Origin of the sequence: Salimicrobium jeotgali, assembly GCF_001685435.2 — a bacterium.
In the GTDB taxonomy this organism is placed as follows: Bacteria; Bacillota; Bacilli; order Bacillales; family Halobacillaceae; genus Salimicrobium; species Salimicrobium album.
Genome location: NZ_CP011361.2, coordinates 1,561,586 through 1,582,857, shown reverse-complemented (window position 1 = coordinate 1,582,857; position 21,272 = coordinate 1,561,586). Strand labels below are relative to the sequence as shown.

The 21,272-nt window shown below is 46.1% G+C and carries 21 protein-coding genes; 12 read left to right on the top strand and 9 right to left on the bottom strand.

Annotated features, from left to right (window positions below):
* Position 1: 1 nt before the first annotated feature.
* The 9 genes from AAV35_RS07950 (at position 2) to AAV35_RS07910 (ending at position 10,901) form a co-directional block, all read left to right on the top strand.
* Positions 2–1,201 carry a cystathionine gamma-synthase family protein gene (locus AAV35_RS07950; RefSeq protein WP_008589591.1) on the top strand — a complete coding sequence of 400 codons (1,200 nt, stop codon included), beginning with the start codon at positions 2–4 and terminating at the stop codon, positions 1,199–1,201.
* Positions 1,202–1,212: 11 nt separating this feature from the next.
* A complete protein-coding gene (locus AAV35_RS07945) occupies positions 1,213–2,370 on the top strand; it encodes a M20 metallopeptidase family protein (protein WP_008589593.1) in 1,158 nt (385 codons plus the stop codon).
* A 1-nt stretch (position 2,371) separates the two neighbouring features.
* Positions 2,372–3,424, top strand: coding sequence for a homoserine dehydrogenase (locus AAV35_RS07940; protein WP_008589595.1), 1,053 nt, complete (start codon positions 2,372–2,374; stop codon positions 3,422–3,424).
* 12 nt (positions 3,425–3,436) lie between these two features.
* Positions 3,437–4,885: an aldehyde dehydrogenase family protein gene (locus AAV35_RS07935; protein ID WP_008589596.1), complete on the top strand. Its 1,449-nt coding sequence runs from the start codon at positions 3,437–3,439 to the stop codon at positions 4,883–4,885.
* Positions 4,886–5,061: 176 nt separating this feature from the next.
* Positions 5,062–5,487: a YwpF family protein gene (locus AAV35_RS07930; protein ID WP_008589599.1), complete on the top strand. Its 426-nt coding sequence runs from the start codon at positions 5,062–5,064 to the stop codon at positions 5,485–5,487.
* 66 nt (positions 5,488–5,553) lie between these two features.
* The gene (locus AAV35_RS07925) at positions 5,554–6,906 is read left to right on the top strand and encodes a TrkH family potassium uptake protein (protein WP_008589604.1); all 1,353 of its coding nucleotides are present in this window, start codon (positions 5,554–5,556) and stop codon (positions 6,904–6,906) included.
* A 227-nt stretch (positions 6,907–7,133) separates the two neighbouring features.
* On the top strand, positions 7,134–8,603 hold the full coding sequence (locus AAV35_RS07920; RefSeq protein WP_008589605.1) for a phytoene desaturase family protein: 1,470 nt from the start codon (positions 7,134–7,136) through the stop codon (positions 8,601–8,603).
* Positions 8,600–10,057 carry a phytoene desaturase family protein gene (locus tag AAV35_RS07915; protein ID WP_008589607.1) on the top strand — a complete coding sequence of 486 codons (1,458 nt, stop codon included), beginning with the start codon at positions 8,600–8,602 and terminating at the stop codon, positions 10,055–10,057. Before AAV35_RS07920 ends, AAV35_RS07915 begins: the two co-directional genes overlap by 4 nt.
* A 10-nt stretch (positions 10,058–10,067) precedes the next feature.
* On the top strand, positions 10,068–10,901 hold the full coding sequence (locus AAV35_RS07910) for a phytoene/squalene synthase family protein (RefSeq protein ID WP_040609322.1): 834 nt from the start codon (positions 10,068–10,070) through the stop codon (positions 10,899–10,901).
* Between the two features lie 18 nt (positions 10,902–10,919).
* Here the strand turns inward: AAV35_RS07910 and AAV35_RS07905 are convergent, their stop codons facing one another.
* The 8 genes from AAV35_RS07905 to AAV35_RS07870 all read right to left on the bottom strand — a co-directional run bounded on the left by AAV35_RS07905 (position 10,920) and on the right by AAV35_RS07870 (position 18,198).
* The gene (locus tag AAV35_RS07905) at positions 10,920–12,341 is read right to left on the bottom strand and encodes a phytoene desaturase family protein (protein ID WP_052034748.1); all 1,422 of its coding nucleotides are present in this window, start codon (positions 12,339–12,341) and stop codon (positions 10,920–10,922) included.
* Positions 12,338–13,426, bottom strand: a complete 1,089-nt coding sequence (locus tag AAV35_RS07900; protein WP_008589611.1) for a glycosyltransferase family 2 protein — start codon at positions 13,424–13,426, stop codon at positions 12,338–12,340. Before AAV35_RS07900 ends, AAV35_RS07905 begins: the two co-directional genes overlap by 4 nt.
* Before the next feature lie 91 nt (positions 13,427–13,517).
* Positions 13,518–14,156 carry a lysophospholipid acyltransferase family protein gene (locus tag AAV35_RS07895; RefSeq protein WP_008589613.1) on the bottom strand — a complete coding sequence of 213 codons (639 nt, stop codon included), beginning with the start codon at positions 14,154–14,156 and terminating at the stop codon, positions 13,518–13,520.
* A complete protein-coding gene (locus AAV35_RS07890; RefSeq protein WP_008589614.1) occupies positions 14,140–14,886 on the bottom strand; it encodes a carotenoid biosynthesis protein in 747 nt (248 codons plus the stop codon). Before AAV35_RS07890 ends, AAV35_RS07895 begins: the two co-directional genes overlap by 17 nt.
* 243 nt (positions 14,887–15,129) lie before the next feature.
* On the bottom strand, positions 15,130–15,651 hold the full coding sequence (gene lepB, locus AAV35_RS07885; RefSeq protein ID WP_008589616.1) for a signal peptidase I: 522 nt from the start codon (positions 15,649–15,651) through the stop codon (positions 15,130–15,132).
* A gap of 65 nt (positions 15,652–15,716) precedes the next feature.
* Complete coding sequence (locus AAV35_RS07880) at positions 15,717–16,868, bottom strand: aminotransferase class I/II-fold pyridoxal phosphate-dependent enzyme (RefSeq protein ID WP_008589618.1); 1,152 nt, start codon at positions 16,866–16,868, stop codon at positions 15,717–15,719.
* 234 nt (positions 16,869–17,102) lie between these two features.
* Positions 17,103–17,555: a YkyB family protein gene (locus tag AAV35_RS07875; RefSeq protein ID WP_008589620.1), complete on the bottom strand. Its 453-nt coding sequence runs from the start codon at positions 17,553–17,555 to the stop codon at positions 17,103–17,105.
* A 64-nt stretch (positions 17,556–17,619) separates the two neighbouring features.
* Positions 17,620–18,198, bottom strand: a complete 579-nt coding sequence (locus AAV35_RS07870; protein WP_008589622.1) for an SCO family protein — start codon at positions 18,196–18,198, stop codon at positions 17,620–17,622.
* A 140-nt stretch (positions 18,199–18,338) separates the two neighbouring features.
* On the opposite strand from AAV35_RS07870, the gene fadH reads away from it, so the two are divergent.
* Complete coding sequence (gene fadH / locus AAV35_RS07865; protein WP_008589623.1) at positions 18,339–19,100, top strand: 2,4-dienoyl-CoA reductase; 762 nt, start codon at positions 18,339–18,341, stop codon at positions 19,098–19,100.
* A 98-nt stretch (positions 19,101–19,198) separates the two neighbouring features.
* Here the strand turns inward: fadH and trhA are convergent, their stop codons facing one another.
* A complete protein-coding gene (trhA, locus tag AAV35_RS07860) occupies positions 19,199–19,834 on the bottom strand; it encodes a PAQR family membrane homeostasis protein TrhA (RefSeq protein WP_008589626.1) in 636 nt (211 codons plus the stop codon).
* 190 nt (positions 19,835–20,024) lie between these two features.
* On the opposite strand from trhA, the gene cbpB reads away from it, so the two are divergent.
* A complete protein-coding gene (cbpB, locus tag AAV35_RS07855) occupies positions 20,025–20,471 on the top strand; it encodes a cyclic-di-AMP-binding protein CbpB (RefSeq protein ID WP_008589628.1) in 447 nt (148 codons plus the stop codon).
* A gap of 82 nt (positions 20,472–20,553) precedes the next feature.
* Positions 20,554–21,270, top strand: a complete 717-nt coding sequence (gene dapD, locus AAV35_RS07850; RefSeq protein WP_008589630.1) for a 2,3,4,5-tetrahydropyridine-2,6-dicarboxylate N-acetyltransferase — start codon at positions 20,554–20,556, stop codon at positions 21,268–21,270.
* The last annotated feature ends 2 nt before the right edge of the window (positions 21,271–21,272 follow it).

Genomic DNA, 21,272 nt, shown 5'->3' with positions numbered 1-21,272 from the left:
CATGACACAAGGTAAATTCAGTACAAGATCCATTTGGGCAGGAGAGAAAGATCAGCTGGCTTTTGGCGCGACGCAGGTACCCGTGGTTCATAGCGTTTCCTTCGGTTATGAGGATATGGATGAGTGGTATGAAGTAGCCACAGGCAAGAAGAAAGGTCACATTTACGGAAGAAATACGAACCCGACCGTGGAAGCATTCGAAGATAAGATCAAAAATCTCGAAGGAGGAGAGGCTGCCACCAGTTTTTCCACCGGGATGGCTGCTATCAGTAACACGCTGACCACCTTCCTCACTCCGGGGGACAGAATTGTTTCCATTAAGGACACTTATGGCGGGACGAATAAGATTTTCACCGAGTTTCTTCCGAAAATGAACGTGGATGTGGAATTATGCGAAACAGCCAATCATGAGGTACTCGAAGCCGAAGTGGAGAAAGGATGTAAAATCCTGTATCTTGAGACACCTACGAACCCCACGGTGAAGATCACCGATATCGAACGCATGGCCAAAGTGGGGAAAGCCAACGGGGCTATCGTAATCGTCGACAATACGTTCGCCACCCCTGTAAATCAGAACCCGCTGGATCTTGGTGTCGATCTGGTTATCCACAGTGCCACCAAATTTCTGGGGGGCCACGCAGATGCTCTTGGCGGCGCGCTTGTGGGCTCCAGGGAACTGGTGGAACAGGTGTATCATTATAGAGAAATCAACGGGGCCACACTGGATCCTATGTCGGCCTACCTGTTGCTCAGAGGAATGAAGACGTTGAAACTGCGCATAGACCAGCAGAATAAAAACGCTCACGACATCGCCGAATATCTGAAGACATTTGATATTGTGGAAGACGTATTTTATCCGGGACTTGAGGAGCATGTGAACTATGATATCGCTAAAAAACAGATGCATGGTTTCGGAGGTATGCTCAGTTTCTCCGTAAAAGGAGGAGTAGAGACGGTGCGTGAATTCATTCCGGCTTTACAATTTGCCAATAAGGCCGCGAACCTGGGAGCCGTAGAAACGATCGTAGGACCTTCACGTACAACTTCCCATGTGGAATGTACACCGGAAGAAAGGGCAGCAATGGGCATACCGGAAGGACTGATCCGTTACTCTGCCGGGATTGAAGATATAGAAGATCTGAAAGCTGATCTGAAGCAGGCTTTCGAAAAAGTCGAGCAGAAGGTTTCTCCGAAAAGCTAGGAGGAATGGAGATGTATGGACCGGAAACTTTATCTGACCACATGGTGGAATGGCGGCGCCATTTGCATCAGCATCCGGAGCTCAGTTTCGAGGAAAAAGAGACAAGTGCGTATATAGCGGAAAAATTAAAAAAGCTTGAATGCTTCGAAGTTCACGAACAGGTAGGAGGCTACGGTATTGTGGCCGTCATTTCGAACGGAGAAGGGCCGGTTGTCGGTGTGCGTGCAGATATGGACGCACTCCCCATCACTGAGCAGTCCTCCGCCGGATATGCGTCAGTGAATGAAGGGGTGATGCACGCCTGCGGTCATGATGCTCACTGTGCCATCCTTCTCGGCGTAGCTCACTGGGTGAAGGAACACAGAGAAACGATCACAGGGACGATCAAGCTCATCTTTCAGCCAGCCGAAGAGACGGCGGATGAAGAAGGGGAGACGGGTGCCGAGAAAATGATCCGCTCCCCGCTTCTTGAAGATATAGATGCTATATACGCTCTGCATATGTGCCCGTGGTTGCGCACGGGAGAAATTCAGGTGAACGACGGACCGAGCATGGCTAACAATGATGAATTTCATATCACGATTTTCGGTGAAGGAGCACATGCCGGCTATCCTCATCAGGGCGCGGATCCAATATGGATGACCACACAGTTTCTGCAGACAGTCTATAGCATGACGGGGCGGAGAATGCATCCGCTGGAAATAGGCACGATTAGTGTAGGACAAATTCATGCCGGGACCGCGAGTAATATTATCCCTGACCGAGTGGATATTTACGGAACGATGAGGTCATACACGGACCAGGTCCGGTATCAGCTGGAAAAAGAATTGCTCGAAAAGATTAATATGATCCATTCACTCGGAGGCCAGTACCAGTGGAAGATCCAGAAAGGGGAGCCGGCTCTCATTAATGACGAAGATCTTAATGAAGTAGTAAGAAAGGCAGCGGCGAACTTTGAAATATACAACGAGCCCTTCGGCATGGGAAGTGAAGATTTCAGCCACATGGTCAACCGCTTGAAAGGCACGATGTTTTTCCTCGGTTGCGGGTTGGAAAAGGAAAGGATGCTTCACCAACCGGACTTCGATATAGATGAGCAGGCCCTTCAGAAAGGCCTTGATATTATGGTAGGAATCTTACAATCCTACTGGAAGAACCAGGAGGGATAGAATGACGAATATTGCAATGATCGGTTTCGGCGGCGTAGGTCAGGCCCTCGTCGAAATACTTGAAGAGAAAGCGGAGAACTTGCATGAGCGATATGGACTTGAAACGAAAATCGTAGCCGTATCGGATCTGATGAAAGGCTCCGTATATCAGGAAAAAGGTCTCGACGTGCAGCAGCTGCTCGAGTGTATAAGAAAAGACGGCTCTGTCGAAAATTATCCGGAACAGCCGGGGGTCATAAAGGGCCTCTCCAGTATCGAAACGATAGAAACGACAAATGCGGATGTAATTGTGGAAGTGACGTTTACGGATGTCAATACAGGAGAACCGGCGATCACCCATTGCAGGAAAGCGTTTGCCGGTAAAAAAAGCGTAATTACTACGAACAAAGGTCCGGTAGCCCTCGCATACAATGAACTGAAAGAGATGGCCAGAGATCACGGGGTGTTTTTCGGGTTCGAAGGCACGGTCATGAGTGGTACACCGGCCCTCCGGATGCCTGAAGAAACTCTGGCCGGGAATGACATTAACAGAATCAGCGGTATACTGAACGGCACCACCAATTATATTCTGACGGAAATGGAAAAAGGAAAAACTTATGATGAATCCCTCGAACAGGCGAAAGCCAACGGTTACGCCGAAGCCGACCCGACCAATGATGTGGAAGGTTATGATGCAAGGTATAAAGTATCGATCTTATCGAACTATCTGATGAACCAGCCACTCGATTATAAGGATATCGAATGCAAAGGTATAACGGAAATGAGAATGGAAGATGTGGAAAACGCCATGGCTAACGGGGAAAAATGGCGACTCATCGGAAAAGTGGAAAGAAACGGAGACGGCTCGGTCACCGGAAGTGTAGCTCCTGAGAAAATAAAAGAGGATCACCCCCTCGCCGGGGTAAGCGGGGCGACTAATGCCATACTGTATGAGTGTGACCTTCTGGGTCCGGTGTTATTGACGGGAGCAGGGGCCGGAAGAAAAGAAACGGGTTTTTCGCTGCTCATAGACCTGATTCATTATCATAAGGAACGAAAGCCTGAAAAGCTGTAGAGGAGGGAAGGTATGAAGACAACAAGAACCGAGGAAGTGAAAATGCTGTTAGCAGGAGAATGGGTGCAACGGGAAGAAACCATCAGCGTAATAAATCCTCAGAATAACGAGTGTATTGCGACGGTGCCGAGAGCATCGAAAGAAGATATGAAGTATGCTATTGAGTCTGCCCATAAGAAATTCAGTTCCCTCGAATCGTGGCCTGTCCATGAAAGGATCCGTATATTGAAATACGTAAGCCGGTATGTATCGGATAATGCCGAATCATTTGCCAGAACGATTGCCTCAGAAAGCAGTAAAACGATAAATGAAGCCAGAGGAGAAGTTGCGCGCTCCGCTCAGACGCTCGAAATTGCCGCAGAAGAGACTAGACGGATCCAGGGGGAAACAGTAAACTTCGACCAGGTGGAAGGAAACGAAAATAAAGTCGGTTATTACTATCACTTCCCGGTAGGAGTAGTAGGTGCTATCACCCCCTTCAATGATCCTCTGAATCTGGTCGCCCACAAACTGGGTCCCGCCATTGCCGGTGGTAACGCAGTCGTTCTAAAACCGGCTTCTGAGACCCCTTTGAGCGCTCTTAAACTGGCCGAAGCTTTTACGGAAGCCGGTCTGCCGGAGGGAATGTTGTCGGTAGTGACCGGTCCGGGAAGGGAAATTGGTGAAGAGCTGGTGAATCACCCGTATATCAAGGCGCTCTCGTTCACAGGCGGTACGGATGCCGGAAAAAAAATCACCGAGAAGACCGGTACCAGACACGTTAACATGGAACTGGGTTCAAACTCTCCGGTCATCGTTCTGAACGACGCTGATTTAAAAGATGCCGTCGCAGCCTGTACAGACGGAGGATTCAGTGCGGCCGGGCAGAATTGCATCAGTGTACAGCGAGTCTATGTGGAACAGGACTCCTACCCGCTTTTCCTTGAGGAATTTATTAAAGAAACGAAAAAACTGAAGATGGGGGATAAATTCACCGAGGACACGGATGTCGGTCCCCTGATTTCAGAAAAAGAAGCAAAACGTGTAGAACAATGGATTCATGAAGCAAAAGCAGGGGGAGCAAGGATTGAAACCGGGGGCGTAAGAAGCGGAGCTTATGTGGAACCGGCCATACTCACTAATGTTCCTCCGGATTCTACAATCGCCAAAGAGGAAATATTTGGACCTGTGGTCCTCGTGGAGCCGGTGCAGAACCTTAAAGAAGCTGTAGATAAATCCAATGATGTTGAATACGGCCTCCAGGCAGGGATTTTTACGAGAGGCGTAAATCGTGCGTTCTATGCGGTGCAGAACCTGCAGGTCGGTGGAGTTATGGTCAATGACAGTAGTGATTTCAGAATCGATGCCATGCCTTTTGGCGGGACGAAAGACTCGGGTATAGGCAGAGAAGGAGTGAAATTCGCTATAGACACCCTCACAGAAAAGAAAGTTGTAAGTTTTAAACTGAGCAGCCCTTTCTGAATTTAGTTACAAAACCGCCCGGACCGAGGGCGGTTTTTTTGTAACTTCAAGGGAAAAGATCTGCTCGAGAAGCGCAGGGAAAAATACTGCGTCCGTTACTAAGGATCTCCAGCGGCTTTCGCTTTTGGGTGACCTATTCTATAATGTACACAGGTGCAGGGAAGGGGGAGAGAGATATGAAAACATTCAAGCTTGTATCACTTGATATAATCGAAGAACAGGAGGAGGATATAACCCTCCGATCCATAGAATTGAAAGACGGACTCATTATCAACAGGGAAGATGATCACGGACGCTGGCTGATAGAGGCATTTCTCGATAAGGACCATGAAAATTATTTTCGCGCTTTCGTAGAAAATAATGAAAAAGTGATGATTCAGGTGATAATCACGAAAAGAAGTAATTCTCCCGCCACGTTCCTTGTTTATCCGCTCGAAGTCAACGATTTTGAAAAAGCGATAAACGTACTTTTTATGGGAACCATAGTGGATAAAAAACAGGAGCAGGTGGAGAAACTTCTTCAGGTGATACTCGAAGAAGGATACCAGGGAGAGAAGCTGCTCGAAGAGTTTAAGCGTCGGACTTCTTCCACTTCCGAGTAACGTCTATACAACGCTTTTGATTTTCTATATAATGAAGGGAATTGATGTGAGTAAGGAGTTAAACGGATGGCTATAGCTAAGAGGAAATTCGACTGGGTACGGACACTTTCACCTTTTCAGGTGATTGCAATATTTTATTTATTTGCAGTTACGGTAGCGACCCTTCTTCTGTCGTTACCCATCGCTTATGCGCCGGGCGTGGATATAGCGTTCATTGATACGCTGTTCATCGCAGTAAGTGCCGTAAGCGTGACAGGTCTTGCGACTGTATCGATACCGGAGACCTTCAGTACAGTAGGTTATTTTATGATCGCACTGATGCTGCAACTGGGTGGAATAGGTATCATGACTTTCGGCACGATCATCTGGATACTGCTGCGTAAGAAAATCGGTCTGAGGGAACGGAGACTTATAATGACGGACCAGAATCAGTCGGACTTCTCGGGGATCGTCCGCCTTGTTCTTCAGATCGTTTTTATCGTTCTCTTAATCGAGTTTATAGGCTTCCTCATCCTCGGTACATATTATCTCCAGTACTTTGAACCCGGAGAAGCTTATTTACAGGGATTTTTTGGCGCTGTGAGTGCGATGACCAACGGCGGGTTTGATATAACGGGAGCTTCCCTAATTCCTTTTCGGGACGACTACTTTGTTCAATTTATCAATATGATGCTGATCATCGCAGGCGCAATCGGTTTTCCGGTACTGATTGAATTGAAACAATATCTATTCGAGAGCGGGGAACGGACCAGATTCTCCCTGTTCACGAAACTGACGACAATCACTTTTTTTGCTCTTATTTTACTGGGAGCTGTAATGATTGTAGTACTTGAATTCAATCACTTCTTAAGTGGCCGATCCTGGCACGAAATTCTGTTTTATGCACTGTTCCAGTCGGTAACCAGCAGAAGTGGCGGACTCACCACGATGGATATAAGCCAATTTACGGAACAGACGCATCTGTTCATGTCCTCCCTCATGTTCGTCGGAGCTTCTCCAAGCAGTTTCGGCGGCGGGATCCGGACAACCACCTTTGCTCTTGTCGTCATTTACATTTTAACGTTCGCAAGAGGGAAACAGAGTATACGTATCTTCAGAAGAGAAGTGTATACGGAGGATTTGAACCGGGCTGTGGTCGTCACTATTATGGCCGTTCTTACCGTATTCATCTCTGTGCTCGTAATCTCCGTGGTAGAGCCATTCTCTCTCTCCGAGATACTGTTTGAAGTATGTTCTGCGTTCGGAACAGTGGGGCTGTCGCTAGGAATTACTCCGGAATTGACTTCCTTTACGAAATTATTACTGATCGGATTAATGTTCATTGGAAGGATAGGGATACTGACATTCCTGTTTTCCTTTAATGAAAAAAGGAAAACAGGGAATTATCATTATCCGAAAGAGAGAGTTATTATCGGATAAGGGCTGTTACTGATTTTAAAACAGGCTGTATCATCCCACACAGAAATGAAAAAGCGGGAGACCGGACAATTCGGTTTCCCGCTTTTTTGTGGTAAGTGACGAACGGGAGAAGATGATGCCTGCAATAGAAAGGTTCTGTGCGTGAGATTCAGAGCGGTCGAAAAATAAGACTAGAGAGTTAATAAAACGGGTACTGTGCATAATATAAATAGAGAGAAGGTGACGGCATGAAGAAAGTATCAATCATTGGAGCCGGCCCTGGAGGTCTTGCATCTGCAATGATTCTGGCAGCCGAAGGAAATGATGTTCACATATACGAAAAGCACAACAGGGTCGGTGGCAGGAACGGGTCATGGCAGCTGGACGGTTACACGTTCGATATAGGCCCGACGTTTCTCAGTATGCCTCATCTCGTGGAGGAATTATTTCAGAAATCGGGGCGGAATATGGAAGATTACATGGATATGAGACAGCTCACTCCCATGTACGAGCTATTGTTCAACGGTACCCGGGTGCCGATGTATCATCAGCAGGATAAGATGCTTCAGTCGATCACAGAGCATTTCCCGGGTAATGAAAGAGGATACTTAAGATTTATGAGAGAAAATAAGAAAAAAATGGACAGACTGACTCCGATTCTTCAGCATAAACACAATCGTATGCTCGATTATCTGTCGCCCCGCGTTCTGAAAGCACTGCCGGAGCTGACGTTAGGTAAATCCGTTTACGATGTGTTATCCCGCTATTTCGATAATGAAAAACTGAAAGTGGCATTTTCGTTCCAGGCCAAATATCTGGGAATGTCCCCGTGGGAATGCCCGGGTGCTTTCTCCATTTTGTCGTATATGGAACATGAATACGGAGTGTTCCACCCGATTGGAGGAGTGAATCGACTCTCCAAAGCTATGGCTGAGGTTTTTGAAGAATGGGGGGGACGTATCCACTTCGGGGAAAAAGTTACCCGAATTGAAACGGAGAACAACAGAGCCACAGCGCTGGAACTTGAATCCGGTGAACGTGTCGAATCCGATGAAATCGTAATCAATGCTGATTTCGCCCAGGCGATGACCAAACTGGTTGATCAGGATTCATTGAAAAAATACAAAGAAGAAAATATCAAAAAGAAAAAACTCAGCTGTTCCACGTTTATGATTTATGCAGGGGTGGATAAAGTTTACGATATGCCTCATCATTCCATTCTTTTTTCTTCGGATTACAAAAAGAACGTGGAGGAATTGACGAGTACGCTGGAAGTTTCCGATGAGCCCTCCATCTATATACAGAATCCGAGTGTGACTGACAGCACTCTAGCTCCGGAAGGGCATTCCGCCCTGTACATTCTTGCCCCGGTACCGAATAACCTTTCCGGCATCGACTGGGACAGGAAAAAGGAAGAAGTGGAACAGGTGGTGCTGGATCGTATTGAGAAAGAGACAGGGTACGAAAACTTGAGAGATCACATCACTGTTAAGAAAATCATTACTCCAAAAGACTGGGAGAGGACTTTTGAAGTCTATGAAGGGGCCACATTCAGTCTTGGACACCAGCTCTCACAAATGATGTATTTCAGACCCCATAACCGCTTCGAGGAACTTGATAATACCTGGCTCGTAGGGGGAGGGACCCATCCCGGAAGCGGTCTGCCGACTATTTTGGAATCCGCAAAAATAACGAGCGATTGGATTGGTAAATCATGAAAAAAACGACAATAATCGGTTCAGGCATCGGAGGACTGATGACCGCTTTGTATTTATCGCGGGATAAGCAGAGGAAAGTGACAGTGTTAGAAAAAGCAGGGGAACCGGGAGGCAGGATGGTCTTTGAAAAGCACGGAGAAAGCCGGATTGATCAGGGGCCGACGATTGTACTTCTTCCTGAAATGCTGCTTGACCTGATGAAGGAAGGCGGTATCGAGAAAGAACGGATACCTCTTATGCCGATGGAGCCGATGTATCAGGTGACTTTTCCGGATGGGACAAAATTCCGTAAATTTCAGAATAAAGAGAAGCAGCTGAGAGAGTTTTCCGAAGTTTTCCCGGAGGAAAAGGAAGGTTATCTGAAGTTCCTGAAAGAGATGGAGCCCTGGTTTGAAAAAGGAAAGGCGCAAATACTCGGACAGACGTTTCAGAACAGAAAAAAATTTCTTCATCCCGATATTTTGAAATTATTGTGGGAAATGAAAGCACATAAATCGATCCGGTCTTTTATGAGCAGATATTTTGTTTCGGAACGTCTTCTCGATATTTACAGTCTCCAGTCTCTCTATATAGGCGGCAACCCTTCCAGGTCTCCTTCTATTTACTCGTTCATTTCTCTCAGTGAACACGTGGAAGGGATATGGTACGTAAAAGGTGGATACGCTACGGTAATAGATATCCTCACCGAAGAGCTCAAGGTCCGGGGCGTGGATATTGTTACAAACTGTGAGGTGCAGGCTGTTCTTCTCAACGGGCGGAAGGCGACCGGAGTCCGATGCGCGGATGGCCGGGAAGAGGCTGCGGACGAAGTCATCTACAATGGAGATTTTCCATCGATGGACGCCCTTATGCCAAAAAGTTACCAGCTGAACAAGTCTTACACTCCTTCCTCAGGTTGTGTGCTGCTTTATATTGGTACAGATAAAATATATGAAGAGCAGCCGGTCCACCAATTTTTTATGACGAATAATTTCAGTGCGCACATGAAAGAAGTATTTGAAGAGAAAAAAGTTCCTGCCAACCCGTCTATATATGCGTTTCATCCATCCGTTGTCGACGACACCCTCGCTCCTCCGGGTAAAGGGGTGCTGTACGTTCTCATCCCGGTCCCGGCCGATGCATCCATTGATTACGGGAAAGAGGAAAGTCTGGTAGAATACGCTATAGATACTCTCGAAGAAGAAGCCTTCCCCGGACTTCGTGATCATATGGAATGGTTCCGGATGAGAACCCCTAAAGAAGCGGAACTTTCCGGTCTCTATAAAGGCGGTAGTTTTGGTATTGGACCTACTCTCGGACAGTCCGGCGTATTTCGACCGCAGTTCCGTCCTTACCCGATCGATGGATTATACGCGGTAGGAGCTTCCATCCATCCCGGAGGCGGAGTACCGATAGTTATGCAGGGAGCGAAGCTGCTTGCGGGAGAACTAATGGGAGAGGTTATTTATAATTGAGGTGAATGTCGTGGAAATTGAACAGGCATATGCGAAATGTCATACTGTCATTAAAAATCATTCAAAAACTTTCGCTAAAGCTTTCTCCTACTTGCCGCGGGATCGTAAACGCGCGGTGTGGGCCGTTTACGGTTTCTGCCGTCACGTGGATGATGTCGTGGATGAAGGGGAAAACCCGGTACGGGAGCTGGCTGAAGTAAAGGAGGAGTTGATAAGATTCGAGAGACGGGGAGAGGTGCCACAACGTCATTTCTGGATAGCTCTCGATGATGTCAGAAGGAAATTCGATCTGGATCTTGCTCCTTTTCACGATATGATCAGGGGGCAGGAAACGGATCTTGAGGATGTTGAAATGATTACGATGGATGAACTGCTGACCTACAGCTATAATGTGGCGAGTACCGTAGGATTGATGCTTCTTCCTATCCTGGCACCCGGAAAGTGTGAAGTATTGAAACAGGATGCCATCTATTTAGGGTACGCTATGCAGCTGACGAACATACTGCGTGACGTAGGAGAAGACCTGGCGCGGGAAAGAATTTATATACCGAGAGAGCACTATGAGGCTTTCGGCTATACAAGGGAAGAATTGATCAGTAAGACAAAGTCTGCGGAATTCATTATGGCATGGGAATCACTTGCCGAAAAAGCAGAGAGCTACTATGAAAAGGCTATGACTTCTCTTAACGAATACCCTGTAACTTCTAGGCTCCCGGTGAAAGGGGCCGCGCTATTATATATGAATATTCTTAAAGCTGTAAGACAGGAGAATTACGACGTGTTCAATAAGAGAGTATATATAAGTGACGAGCAAAAGAAAAAGATCATTGCCAGGCTGCAATGATCTTTTTTTAATCGTTATTCAGTTCACTATTTTATTTAAAAGATAGTTCGCTACATTTTGTCCGCTGAGAGTTACGATCGGTGAACCTCCTCCCGGATGTGTGCTGCCGCCGGCAAAATACAGATTATCAAATCGGTCGGATTTGTTCCGTGGCCGGAGGAAAGCCTGTTTTCGGTTATTGACACTCGGGCCATAAAGAGCGCCCTGGAAACTGGAGAATTCTTTTTCAATATCAAAAGATGTCCAGATCTGTTCGAATAGAATCTTCTCGGATAGGTGAATTCCGCTATTTTCCAGTTTATTATATATCACCTGTTTATATTCTTCTTTGTCTGCAGATTTGCCTGGAGGAGCATTTACCATAATAAAGCAATTGTCCCCGCCCGGGGATATCGAAGGATCGGATTTGCGGGATGTTGCTATATAAATCGTCGGGTCTTCGGGATATTTACCGGAGCGGAGTTCGCTGAATTCCTTCTTATAGTCTGCCGAAAAGAATAGGTGATGGTGGTGCAGCGGAAGTGTACCGTCGATTCCGGCAAGAATAACAAAGGCAGAGATCGAAGGGTCGTATTCAGGCTGCTCTTCTTCAAGCAGAGAAGGAAGTGTATGCGCAAGATCTCCGTTGATTATAATGTTGTCAGCTTTTACCTTTTCTCCGTCCTCCAGCACTACGCCTTCAATTCTTTTCCCTTTTTTCAGCAAAGAAACGACTTCACGGTTTTTGTGAAGCGAGGCACCACAATTCTCGGCTGCCTGGACCATAGTTTCGGCAATTTTGGTATTGCCACCCCGGACGTAATACACTCCCTCCATAAGTTCCAGATAAGCGATCATCGCAAACGTTGCCGGGGCGCGATAAGGATCCGACCCGACGTAAGTGGCGTACCTGTTCAGAGCGTCAAGTACATGAGGGGAGGAGAAATATCGGCGGTAAAAGCTGCTCATACTTTGCATCGGCCGTACCTGCATCGTACTTGTGAGAAGCGATGCGGAGAAATAATCGTTTTTACCGGTGAAGACGCGTGTGAGAAAAGAAGAATAAGAGGTGTCGAAAAGTTTCGAAATGGCCTCGGAGAACCGGTCGTAACGCCTGGCTCCTTTCTCATCTATCCTGTTGAGCTGTCTGATCATTACGTCACGGTCGGAAGAAAGGTCAAAAACGGTACCATCAGGGAACTGGTTCCGTGTATGAGTGGAAAGTTTCTGATAGCTTAACGATCCTCCCATACCTCCTTTTCTTAACACATTTTCGAATACGTAGGGCATGGTGATAGTGTTGGGGCCGAAGTCGAAATGGAATCCTTCCATATCGACACTTTTCATTTTTCCTCCGAAATGGGAACTTTTTTCATAAAGAACAGTTTCCACTCCTTCAGAGGCGAGGGTTACAGCTGCGGATAATCCCGCAAGACCTCCGCCCACAATAATCGTTTTCATGAATACGTACGCCCCTTCCATTCATATTGTTTCTTCTGACGATCGACTTTTATGGAGGAAAAGAGAACAAGAATCACTGAAATAGCGGACACAGGGAGGAGCAAAGAAATCCACCACGGATGACCTGTACGGACATCAACGAACATTTTAACAGCAACGAGCAGAAGACAGACACCCCACCAGCTTCCTACTGTAATTAAAGCAGCTGCAAAAGGGAAGAGGAAGAGCCCTGTATAAAGCAGTACAAGCAGAAGAGCCAGTGGTAAAGAGCGGCCGAGACCGGGGAAAATGTTCTTCTGGAACCCCTTCCAGACATCCGCGTTTCTTTCATACATCCGGCAGGATACGTCTGACGTTACATTAGCGAGTATGGTACGTTTTTTGTTTTCCTTCATCTTTTTCGCGAGATGTACGTCTTCCACCAGGGAATCGAATACCTCCGTGTGCCCTCCTATCTCTTCATAAGCTTCTATTTCGATAAACAGACATCCTCCAAAAGCTGCAGTGAACATAGGGATTTCTGTCTTGTTAGCCATGAAGAGAGGAAGGTGCATGTGAATGACAAAATGCTGCATCGGTACAAGGAGCCGTCCGAGCAGACTCCGGTCTGTAAAGGAAGGGAAGCCTGAAATAAAAGAGGCCTGTTTCTGTCCGGTGAGAGCGAGCAGTTTTGTGACGATATCGGGCGAGACCCGGACATCTGCGTCGAGAAAAAGCATATACTCTCCCCGGGCCAGACGGGAAAGCTGGTGACAGGCAAATACTTTACCGGTCCATCCTTTTTTGAGAGGTTCCCCTTTGAAAAGCCGGAACCGCGGATCATCAGCGGTTGCTTCCGAAAGAAGGGCGAAAGTCCGGTCCTCCGAATGATCGTCCAACAGAAGAATTTCCAGATCGGGATAGGTGATTTTTTTCAATGATTCTACGAGTGGGCCTGCGTTAAACTCTTCATTTCTAAGGGGGATGAGAATTGAAACCGGAGCGATCCGGCGCAGATTATTCGATTTTAAACCCGGCATGAACATAGAATTGAATATAGTCCAAAGAAAAAGCACCCCTGCTAATATCAAAAAAATAGTAACCATTACTCTCCCTCCTCCAGGTACCTGTACAAATTCACGTTTTGCTTCCGATACCGCGCCCTTCTCCGCATGGACTCATGAAGGAGAAAGAATATCAAAGAAGTTCTTTGAACGAATCGGAATCTTCCTGCATCACCTTTTGCTTCAGTGCATCGAGCTGTTGCTCCATAATTTTTTCCCAGTCAGTGATAGAAACGTTCCCTTTTCGTGCGGGACCGATTTGAATGTAAGCTTCCGGTTTCCTGTTATGACCGAATGAATAATAAATAACGACCGGAGTCACCGGTTCCGAAAGACATCTTCTAATAATGAAACCTGCCCCTTTCCGGAAGCGGAGAGGACGGATTTCCTGATGTTTCTCCCCGCCCTGGGGGAACAGAAAGACTCCTTTTTTCTCTTTTAACAGCTTTTCGGTGTAAAGGAGTGCCTGTCTGGTATGAGAGAGAGAGTTATGATCTACTGAGAAGCCACCGACCCGGGAAAACACCGGGAAGCGCTCCATTCCCTCCTCATCAATCATAATATGACTGTCTGTCCGCAACACTTTATCATTGAGTAAATGGAGAATCAGCCCATCCCACCAGCTGGAGTGGTTGATCAGAAACAACCCGTAGGAAGGAGAAGTCCCGGAGTCTTTGGCAATATAAACATTATGGAATTGACGACGGATGAGTGTGCGGCTCACTCTTCGGAAGCCGCTTTCAATCCATCTGTTTTTATTCGGGTATTTCATGACGAGCCTTCTTTCTTTTGAACAAAGTATACCAGAAAGCCCCCAGAACAAGAACGAGTATCGGAGCTAACAAAAGACCTCCCGCGAAGGCAGTTACGCTGAACATAGCGATCATGCCGAGGAAAACCAGACTCATACGCGTCTGCCAGACGGAAACAGGATGATGGGAAAAGAGACCGAGAACCGACTGGAAAAGAAAAGCGAGGATAAACCAGCCTAAAAAGTTCTGAGAAGGTATGTCATAGTACAAACCGCCTTCTCCCCAGATCCAGTATTCCTTGACCTGAAAAGCTACAGGATCAAGAATAAGGTCCATTGTTACCGCAACAAGCGCTCCGACTGTTGCAAGAAGGAAACGGGAATGGCGGACTATCCCCCGGGCGATAACGTCGGCGCATCCCATTACAAGTAACCACGCAAAGCCTATAGTTATGGGGGTGTCGAGAATTTTGATGCCGAAACGTGCCGTATATTCATAACTGCCGAACAGAAAGCCGCTCTGCACGCCGAATTGTTCTACAGAAATACTCACTGTGAAAACAAGTGCACTGTAAAACAGACCTGCTTTTTTCTTATAAATATGTATAAAATAGGTTACGGCGACTACACCGGCTGCGATCAGGAAAACGCTGTTTGCCCACTCCAGCCAGGGAGGGACAAGATCTAGCGGCACCAGAATAAAACCCACTATAAACCAGCCGGTGAAAAAATAAAATATCCTGTCTCCCATGGTCCACCTCTTTCATTTGAAATCAAAAACGGTTAGAATAGATGTAGTTTAAGGTTTACCTGTCTACTATAACATGAAATATACATACACTAGGAGGTGAAGGTCTCCATGGAAATCACAATGTTTTTGATCCTTTTATTTGTCCTTATCGCACTCATCGGATTTATTGTTCTTGATAACGGCTGAAAATGCATAAGAGGGAAGCTGCCATTACCGGCAGCTTCCCTCTTTCATTTCTTTTGATTATTCCGTTCTCTCTGCTTCTCCAAAGGGGAAAATTACAAGTTCGGTCCGTCCGATGATTTCTTCTTCCTCAATCATACCCAGTCCATTTCGGCTATCCTTACTGACAGCTCTATTGTCGCCCATGACAAAGTATTTTCCGTCCGGCACCTTTATCGGCCCATAATCCCTTGTCGCCTGAATAGAGCTTTGGTCCAGATAGTTCTGCTTCTGTTTCTCTCCATTAACGAACAATTCATGATTTTTCACTTCCACTGTATCTCCGGGTTCACCGATGACACGTTTCACATAACTCTTCTCAGGGCGCTCGATAATGACTATGTCGTTGAACTCGGGCTCATCCAGATGATATACCACTTTATTGAACACTACCCGCTCCCCGTTTTCAAGGGTAGGGTCCATGCTGGCCCCTTCCACAATAGAGGTGGCGAAGAGGAAATTACGAATGATAAAAGCCAAAACTACAGCGACCAGAATCGCTTTACCCCATTCCAGCCATTCATTTTTTTGTTTTGCAGCCAATTAGAATCTTCCTTCCTGTAATTACAAATACTACTCCTATTATAGCATAGAAGGAGTATCCGAACCTATAGATGATGCTCTACATAGTCGCGGAGTCTTTCAAGCCCTTTTTCGAGAGTCGGAAGGTCATAAGCGTAAGAGAGGCGCATGTAACCTTCGCCCCCCTCGGAAAAGGCGCTGCCTGGCACTAAAGCTATCCCGGATTTCTCGACTAAACCTACAGCGGTCTCGAAAGTGCTTTTGGCGGAAGGAAACTGGATAAAGACGTAAAATGCCCCGTCCGGCTCTACGAAGGAGAGGCCGATGTCTTTTAATTTCTCCAGAACGAAAGCTCTCCGTTTTTCGTAAGTGGCTCTCATCCGTTCTATTTCAGTCTGATTGTTCTTCAGCGCTTCCAGAGCGGCGTGTTGACTCACAGAAGAGGCGCAGGAAACATTATACTGATGGACTTTCAACATATGCTGCCGCATCCAGTCCGGTGCAAGAACATACCCGATTCTGAAGCCGGTCATAGAAAAGGATTTACTCACCCCGTTTATGACTACCACCTTATCCTTCAAACCCAGGAATGACGCAAGGGAGGTGTGAGGATTCTTATAAACCAGCTCACTGTAGATTTCGTCCGCTATGACAAACATTTCTTTGTTTTGCATAAATCGGGCAATTTCCTCGAGCTGTCCGAAAGAAGGGGAGACCCCGGTCGGGTTCGACGGGTAAGGCATGATGACCGCTTTCGTTCGGTCCGTGATGTGAGATTCTATCGCATCTTTCGTCAATACAAAATCATACGGAGCAATATCCACATGGACAGGGCTGGCCCCGGCCATTTTTATGAGAGGCTCGTATCCGGGATATACCGGGGATGGAAGAAGCACTTCATCACCGGGACTCAATATAGTTCTAAGGCTGATATCTATAGCTTCGGATGCCCCTACAGTAACGATGATTTCTGAATCCGCATCGTAGTGCAACCCATATTTTTTCACATCCTCCGCTATGGCCTGTCTTAACTCCGGAATTCCGGCGTTCATGGTATATGCAGTTTTATTTTCTTCAATAGAAGTGATCGCGGCACTTTTTACACGCTCCGGCGTTTGGAAATCAGGCTGTCCAATAGTAAGGGAGACGACGTCCTCATAGTCTCCGACCATGTTAAAAAACTGTCGGATCCCCGAGATTTGAAGTTGTTTTACTTGTGCATTCAATAAGTGTTCCACTTTATAACCACCTTTTGTTTCACATTGATAAACGATAGTCGCCCGATATTTGCGACGATACAAAGAATACAGATGCTGTTTCATACATAAACTTACCCACTGATAGTACCATAAATCATTTTCCTTTCCGAAGGGTAGAAGGGAAAAGGTTACATTGCTTTGATAAAAATAGAAAAGACGCTAAATTACAGCGTCTTTACCTCGGAACAAATATTCAAGAAAGGTTTACGTCGATTAACGTCGGACCCGCTGATTCCAGGGGACCACGCTCTGATTGCCGAGCATACTTCCGTAAGAGGATACAGGTGAAGGTTTTTTGAGTTGTTTACCTAAATATTGCTGAAGAGTACGCCTGGATTTAGAAAGAGAAGTTCTTGCTTTGGGGTTCCGGAAGCTGGTATCGACTCTCCCTAAATGTTTTAATTCCTGAAAATCTTTCTTCTGAGCAGGAATGTGAAAATAATACCCGGAGACTTCTATCAGTAAGGTGGAATGCTGTTTGCTCAATCTGGGACGGTCGGAATAATGCAGGCCGATTCTTTTGGCTTTGCCTTCTTTGAGAAGCTTGGCAACCACTTCTTTTTTCAATTCGTACAGCTGTCTCGGATCAGGGGCGGTCTTGGCATGGCGGTTGACCACATATAAAGATTCCGCAATTTCCCGCGGGGAAAACGGCTTTTCGTTCATAATTTTCTCCTTTCTACCCGTGCTTCTTCTATTGTATAGGGGGGACGCATATAATGCAAAGTAATTATGAAGCGCCCTTGATCTTCTTCAGATCGCTCATAATCGTCTCCATAGCCTCGCTGTTCGTTCCTTCATAGTTTTTGATGACTTTACCGTCGGGTGTTACGAGAAAGAATCCGGTGGCATGGGCATACTGATCGGAGTTCTCAAGTTTTTGAACCGGAGACTGGAATGATTTAATAGAAAGTTCCTTGATTTCTTCGAAAGGATAACCGGTGTAGAAACTCCAGTTCCCGTAATCGGGGTTGTATTTATCCGCGAACTGTTTCAGTGTTTTTACATCATCTGTAGACGGGTCTATAGAAAAGGAAGCCAGTCTGATATCCAGCCCTTCTTTTTCAATCTGGTTTTGCAGGCGAGACATATTGCTCGTCATAGGGGGGCACACGGTGGTACAGCTCGTAAAAATCATGTTGGCTACCCAATAGTCGCCTTTCATTTCTTCTTTAACATCCACTTGTTCTCCGTGCTGATTTTTAGCCGAAAGATCGACTATGTCACGGGACATGTTTGAATCTATTTCTGCAGTACTGCCACAGGCACTGATGAATAATAATGAGAGCAATATAAAAAGTTTTTTCATTGTTTACTCCTTTCTGACGTATACATTGTATCATGAAAGATTATACGTCCCATTCTTTTCACAAAAATGTCGAAAAACGAAAAATGAGCAGGTATTCATTTTTTTATGGCGAACTGTTTTTAATATAAGGAGCTGATAAAGTGAAGAAAGAAACAGTGATAATTACAGGTGGATCAAGCGGGATGGGTCTGGCAATGGCCACTCATTTTCTTGAAAACGGTGCAAATGTTGTCGTCACGGGAAGAAACGAAGATAAACTGAATGAAGCCCTGAGCAATGCAGAGGGACAGGAAAGAATTCTAAGGGTAGTAATGGATGTAAGAGAACCGGAAGATGTGAAAAAGATGGTGGAAAAGACACACGATACATTTGGCAGGATTGACCATTTAGTAAATAATGCAGCAGGAAATTTCATCCAAAAAGCGGAAGAAATGTCTCCGAATGGATGGAAATCAGTCATCGATATAGTTCTGAACGGGACTTTTTACTGCAGCCGGGAGGTTATGAACTACTGGATCGCGAACAAAACCAAAGGGAGCATACTTAATATGGTGGCCACGTACGCCTGGAATGCGGGAGCGGGAGTAGTGCATTCGGCATCTGCAAAAGCAGGGGTCCTGACTATGACAAGAACGCTGGCCGTAGAATGGGGACGCAGGTACGGGGTGAGAGTCAACGCCATTGCCCCGGGCCCGATTGAACGGACCGGGGGAGCGGAGAAATTATTCCAGTCGGAAGATGCTTATAAGCGTACTCTTGGTTCTGTACCTCTTGGACGGGTCGGAACTCCAGAGGAAATTGCGAAATTGGCAGGGTTTATCTTATCGGAGGATGCTTCCTATATGAACGGAGAAGTGGTAACTCTTGATGGCGGACAATGGTTGAACCAGTTTCCTTTTTAAAAAGGAAGAAGGCTCGGGAGGAAAACCTCTCAAGCCTTCTTATTTTTGAAGATTTTTTTTCGTATCGACGTAAAGAAATGCCCGATTTCGAAAATCGTTTAAATTATATAAAAGAATACAGTGACAAAATGAAGGATAGCCCCTGCAAGTACGAAAAGATGCCATATCATATGGTGATGAGTGAAACCTCTCCATACGTAGAACAGAGCCCCCACCGTATATGCGAGTCCGCCCGCGACGAGAAAGATGACGCCGCCCGGGGCCAGGGAAGCTGTCAGGGCGTCCCACGCGATAACAATCATCCACCCCATAAGTACATAAATCAGTGTGGAGAGCACTACGAATTTCTTAACGAAAAATATTTTGAATACGACACCCACTACAGCAGCTCCCCAGACGATGCCGAAAAGGGTCCAACCGAGCTTACCGCCAAGTGCTATAAGAAGGATGGGGGTGTACGTTCCTGCTATGAAAAGGTAAATGGAAGCATGGTCGAAAATTTCGAACAGATCTTTGATTTTCCCCTGAGGGAAGCTGTGTACGAGAGTGGAAGACAGGAACAGGAGAAGCATTGTAGCTCCATAAACAGCAGAGGACGTAATCGTCCATACGTTACCGTCGAAACTTGAGAAAGTTACGAGAAGGACGAGCATGGCTATACTTAAAACAGCTCCTATGCCGTGCGTAATGGCATTGGCCAATTCTTCTTTTTTTGAAAAAATATGTGTTTCCAATTGATCATCTCCAGGCAGAATCTATTGAGTTTATTATAAGCCAACGTGCAGAGAAAAGAAAATAAGGTTTACTATCCGGTTATATAAAGATAAATAACACGGGATATTGCAGCCGGTCGTTTTTGAAGCGGGATTATGGTATCATAAAAGAGGTGCTCCTGTAATGTGAAAAGAATGAGGAGTGAAGATAATGTTGCAATTGGAAAGTGAAAAGAACGAAACGTTACTGGTGAAAGATCTTATGATTTCTTCCGAAAAAGTAGCACACGTCCAGTCCGGCAACCCGCTCGAACACGCCTTGCTTGTTCTTATTAAAACAGGCTATTCATCGGTGCCGGTTCTGAATTCCCGGTTTCAGTTCGAAGGAATTATCAGTAAAACGAAAATACTGGAAGAATCGCTCGGACTTGAACAGTTTGAAATGAACAGGCTGGGGGATATAAGCGTACGGGAGGTCATGGATCCGGACGTCCCATGCCTGAAGAAAAACCATACGTTTATCGACGCACTTCATAAATTGATCGACCATCCGTTTATATGTGTTATCGGGGATAATGATGAGTTTGACGGAATTGTAACCAGAAGAGAAATACTGAAGAACGTCAGTAAAAGTTATCACGAATCCAAGAATAAGTGAGGAACCCCCTCGCTTATTCTTGTCACGGCACAAGTGCTTTGGTAAAGTAGATGAGAAAAGAGATACATAAGGAGGTAACGACATGAATCAAATGGATGCAAATGAAATTATCAGTTTCATATCTAACAGTGAGAAATCCACGCCGGTGAAAGTATACGTAAAAGGTGAAAATCTCTCGAACATTGATTTCGGTAAAGAAGTGCGGGACTTTGTTTCCGGTACTTCCGGAGTCCTTTTCGGTGAATGGGACGCGGTTAAAGCCGTTCTCGATGCTAATGAAAAAGACATCGAAGACTACGAAGTGGAAAATGACCGTCGTCATTCTGCTATCCCTCTCATGGACCTGAAAGACGTCAACGCACGAATTGAACCGGGCGCCATTATCCGTGACCAGGTGGAAATCGGAGACGGAGCCGTTATTATGTATGGATCTTCCATCAATATCGGATCGGTGATCGGTGAAGGTACAATGATCGATATGAACGTAGTACTGGGTGGTCGCGCCACTGTAGGAAAGAATTGTCATATTGGTGCCGGGGCAGTACTCGCAGGCGTCATCGAACCGCCATCTGCTAAACCTGTAGTCGTGGAAGATGGTGTAGTAGTCGGTGCGAACGCTGTTATCCTTGAAGGCGTGACCGTAGGAGAAGGTGCTGTGGTTGCTGCAGGCGCTATAGTAACGGAAGATGTAGAACCGAATACCCTCGTGGCAGGGTCTCCGGCACGCAAACTGAAAGACATTGATGACCAGACGAAAGCGAAGACTGAAATCAAACAGGAACTTCGTAAACTGAAGTAATC

Excerpts from the sequence above, each read along its gene's own strand:
- AAV35_RS07890 (WP_008589614.1), bottom strand. The coding sequence starts at position 14,886 with ATGGGAGACAGGATATTTTATTTTTTCACCGGCTGGTTTATAGTGGGT.
- AAV35_RS07930 (WP_008589599.1), top strand. The coding sequence starts at position 5,062 with ATGAAAACATTCAAGCTTGTATCACTTGATATAATCGAAGAACAGGAG.
- AAV35_RS07945 (WP_008589593.1), top strand. The coding sequence starts at position 1,213 with ATGTATGGACCGGAAACTTTATCTGACCACATGGTGGAATGGCGGCGC.
- AAV35_RS07935 (WP_008589596.1), top strand. The coding sequence starts at position 3,437 with ATGAAGACAACAAGAACCGAGGAAGTGAAAATGCTGTTAGCAGGAGAA.
- AAV35_RS07920 (WP_008589605.1), top strand. The coding sequence starts at position 7,134 with ATGAAGAAAGTATCAATCATTGGAGCCGGCCCTGGAGGTCTTGCATCT.
- AAV35_RS07875 (WP_008589620.1), bottom strand. The coding sequence starts at position 17,555 with ATGAACGAAAAGCCGTTTTCCCCGCGGGAAATTGCGGAATCTTTATAT.
- dapD (WP_008589630.1), top strand. The coding sequence starts at position 20,554 with ATGAATCAAATGGATGCAAATGAAATTATCAGTTTCATATCTAACAGT.
- AAV35_RS07925 (WP_008589604.1), top strand. The coding sequence starts at position 5,554 with ATGGCTATAGCTAAGAGGAAATTCGACTGGGTACGGACACTTTCACCT.
- AAV35_RS07950 (WP_008589591.1), top strand. The coding sequence starts at position 2 with ATGACACAAGGTAAATTCAGTACAAGATCCATTTGGGCAGGAGAGAAA.
- AAV35_RS07905 (WP_052034748.1), bottom strand. The coding sequence starts at position 12,341 with ATGAAAACGATTATTGTGGGCGGAGGTCTTGCGGGATTATCCGCAGCT.
- AAV35_RS07940 (WP_008589595.1), top strand. The coding sequence starts at position 2,372 with ATGACGAATATTGCAATGATCGGTTTCGGCGGCGTAGGTCAGGCCCTC.
- AAV35_RS07900 (WP_008589611.1), bottom strand. The coding sequence starts at position 13,426 with ATGGTTACTATTTTTTTGATATTAGCAGGGGTGCTTTTTCTTTGGACT.
- cbpB (WP_008589628.1), top strand. The coding sequence starts at position 20,025 with ATGTTGCAATTGGAAAGTGAAAAGAACGAAACGTTACTGGTGAAAGAT.
- AAV35_RS07895 (WP_008589613.1), bottom strand. The coding sequence starts at position 14,156 with ATGAAATACCCGAATAAAAACAGATGGATTGAAAGCGGCTTCCGAAGA.
- AAV35_RS07915 (WP_008589607.1), top strand. The coding sequence starts at position 8,600 with ATGAAAAAAACGACAATAATCGGTTCAGGCATCGGAGGACTGATGACC.
- AAV35_RS07870 (WP_008589622.1), bottom strand. The coding sequence starts at position 18,198 with ATGAAAAAACTTTTTATATTGCTCTCATTATTATTCATCAGTGCCTGT.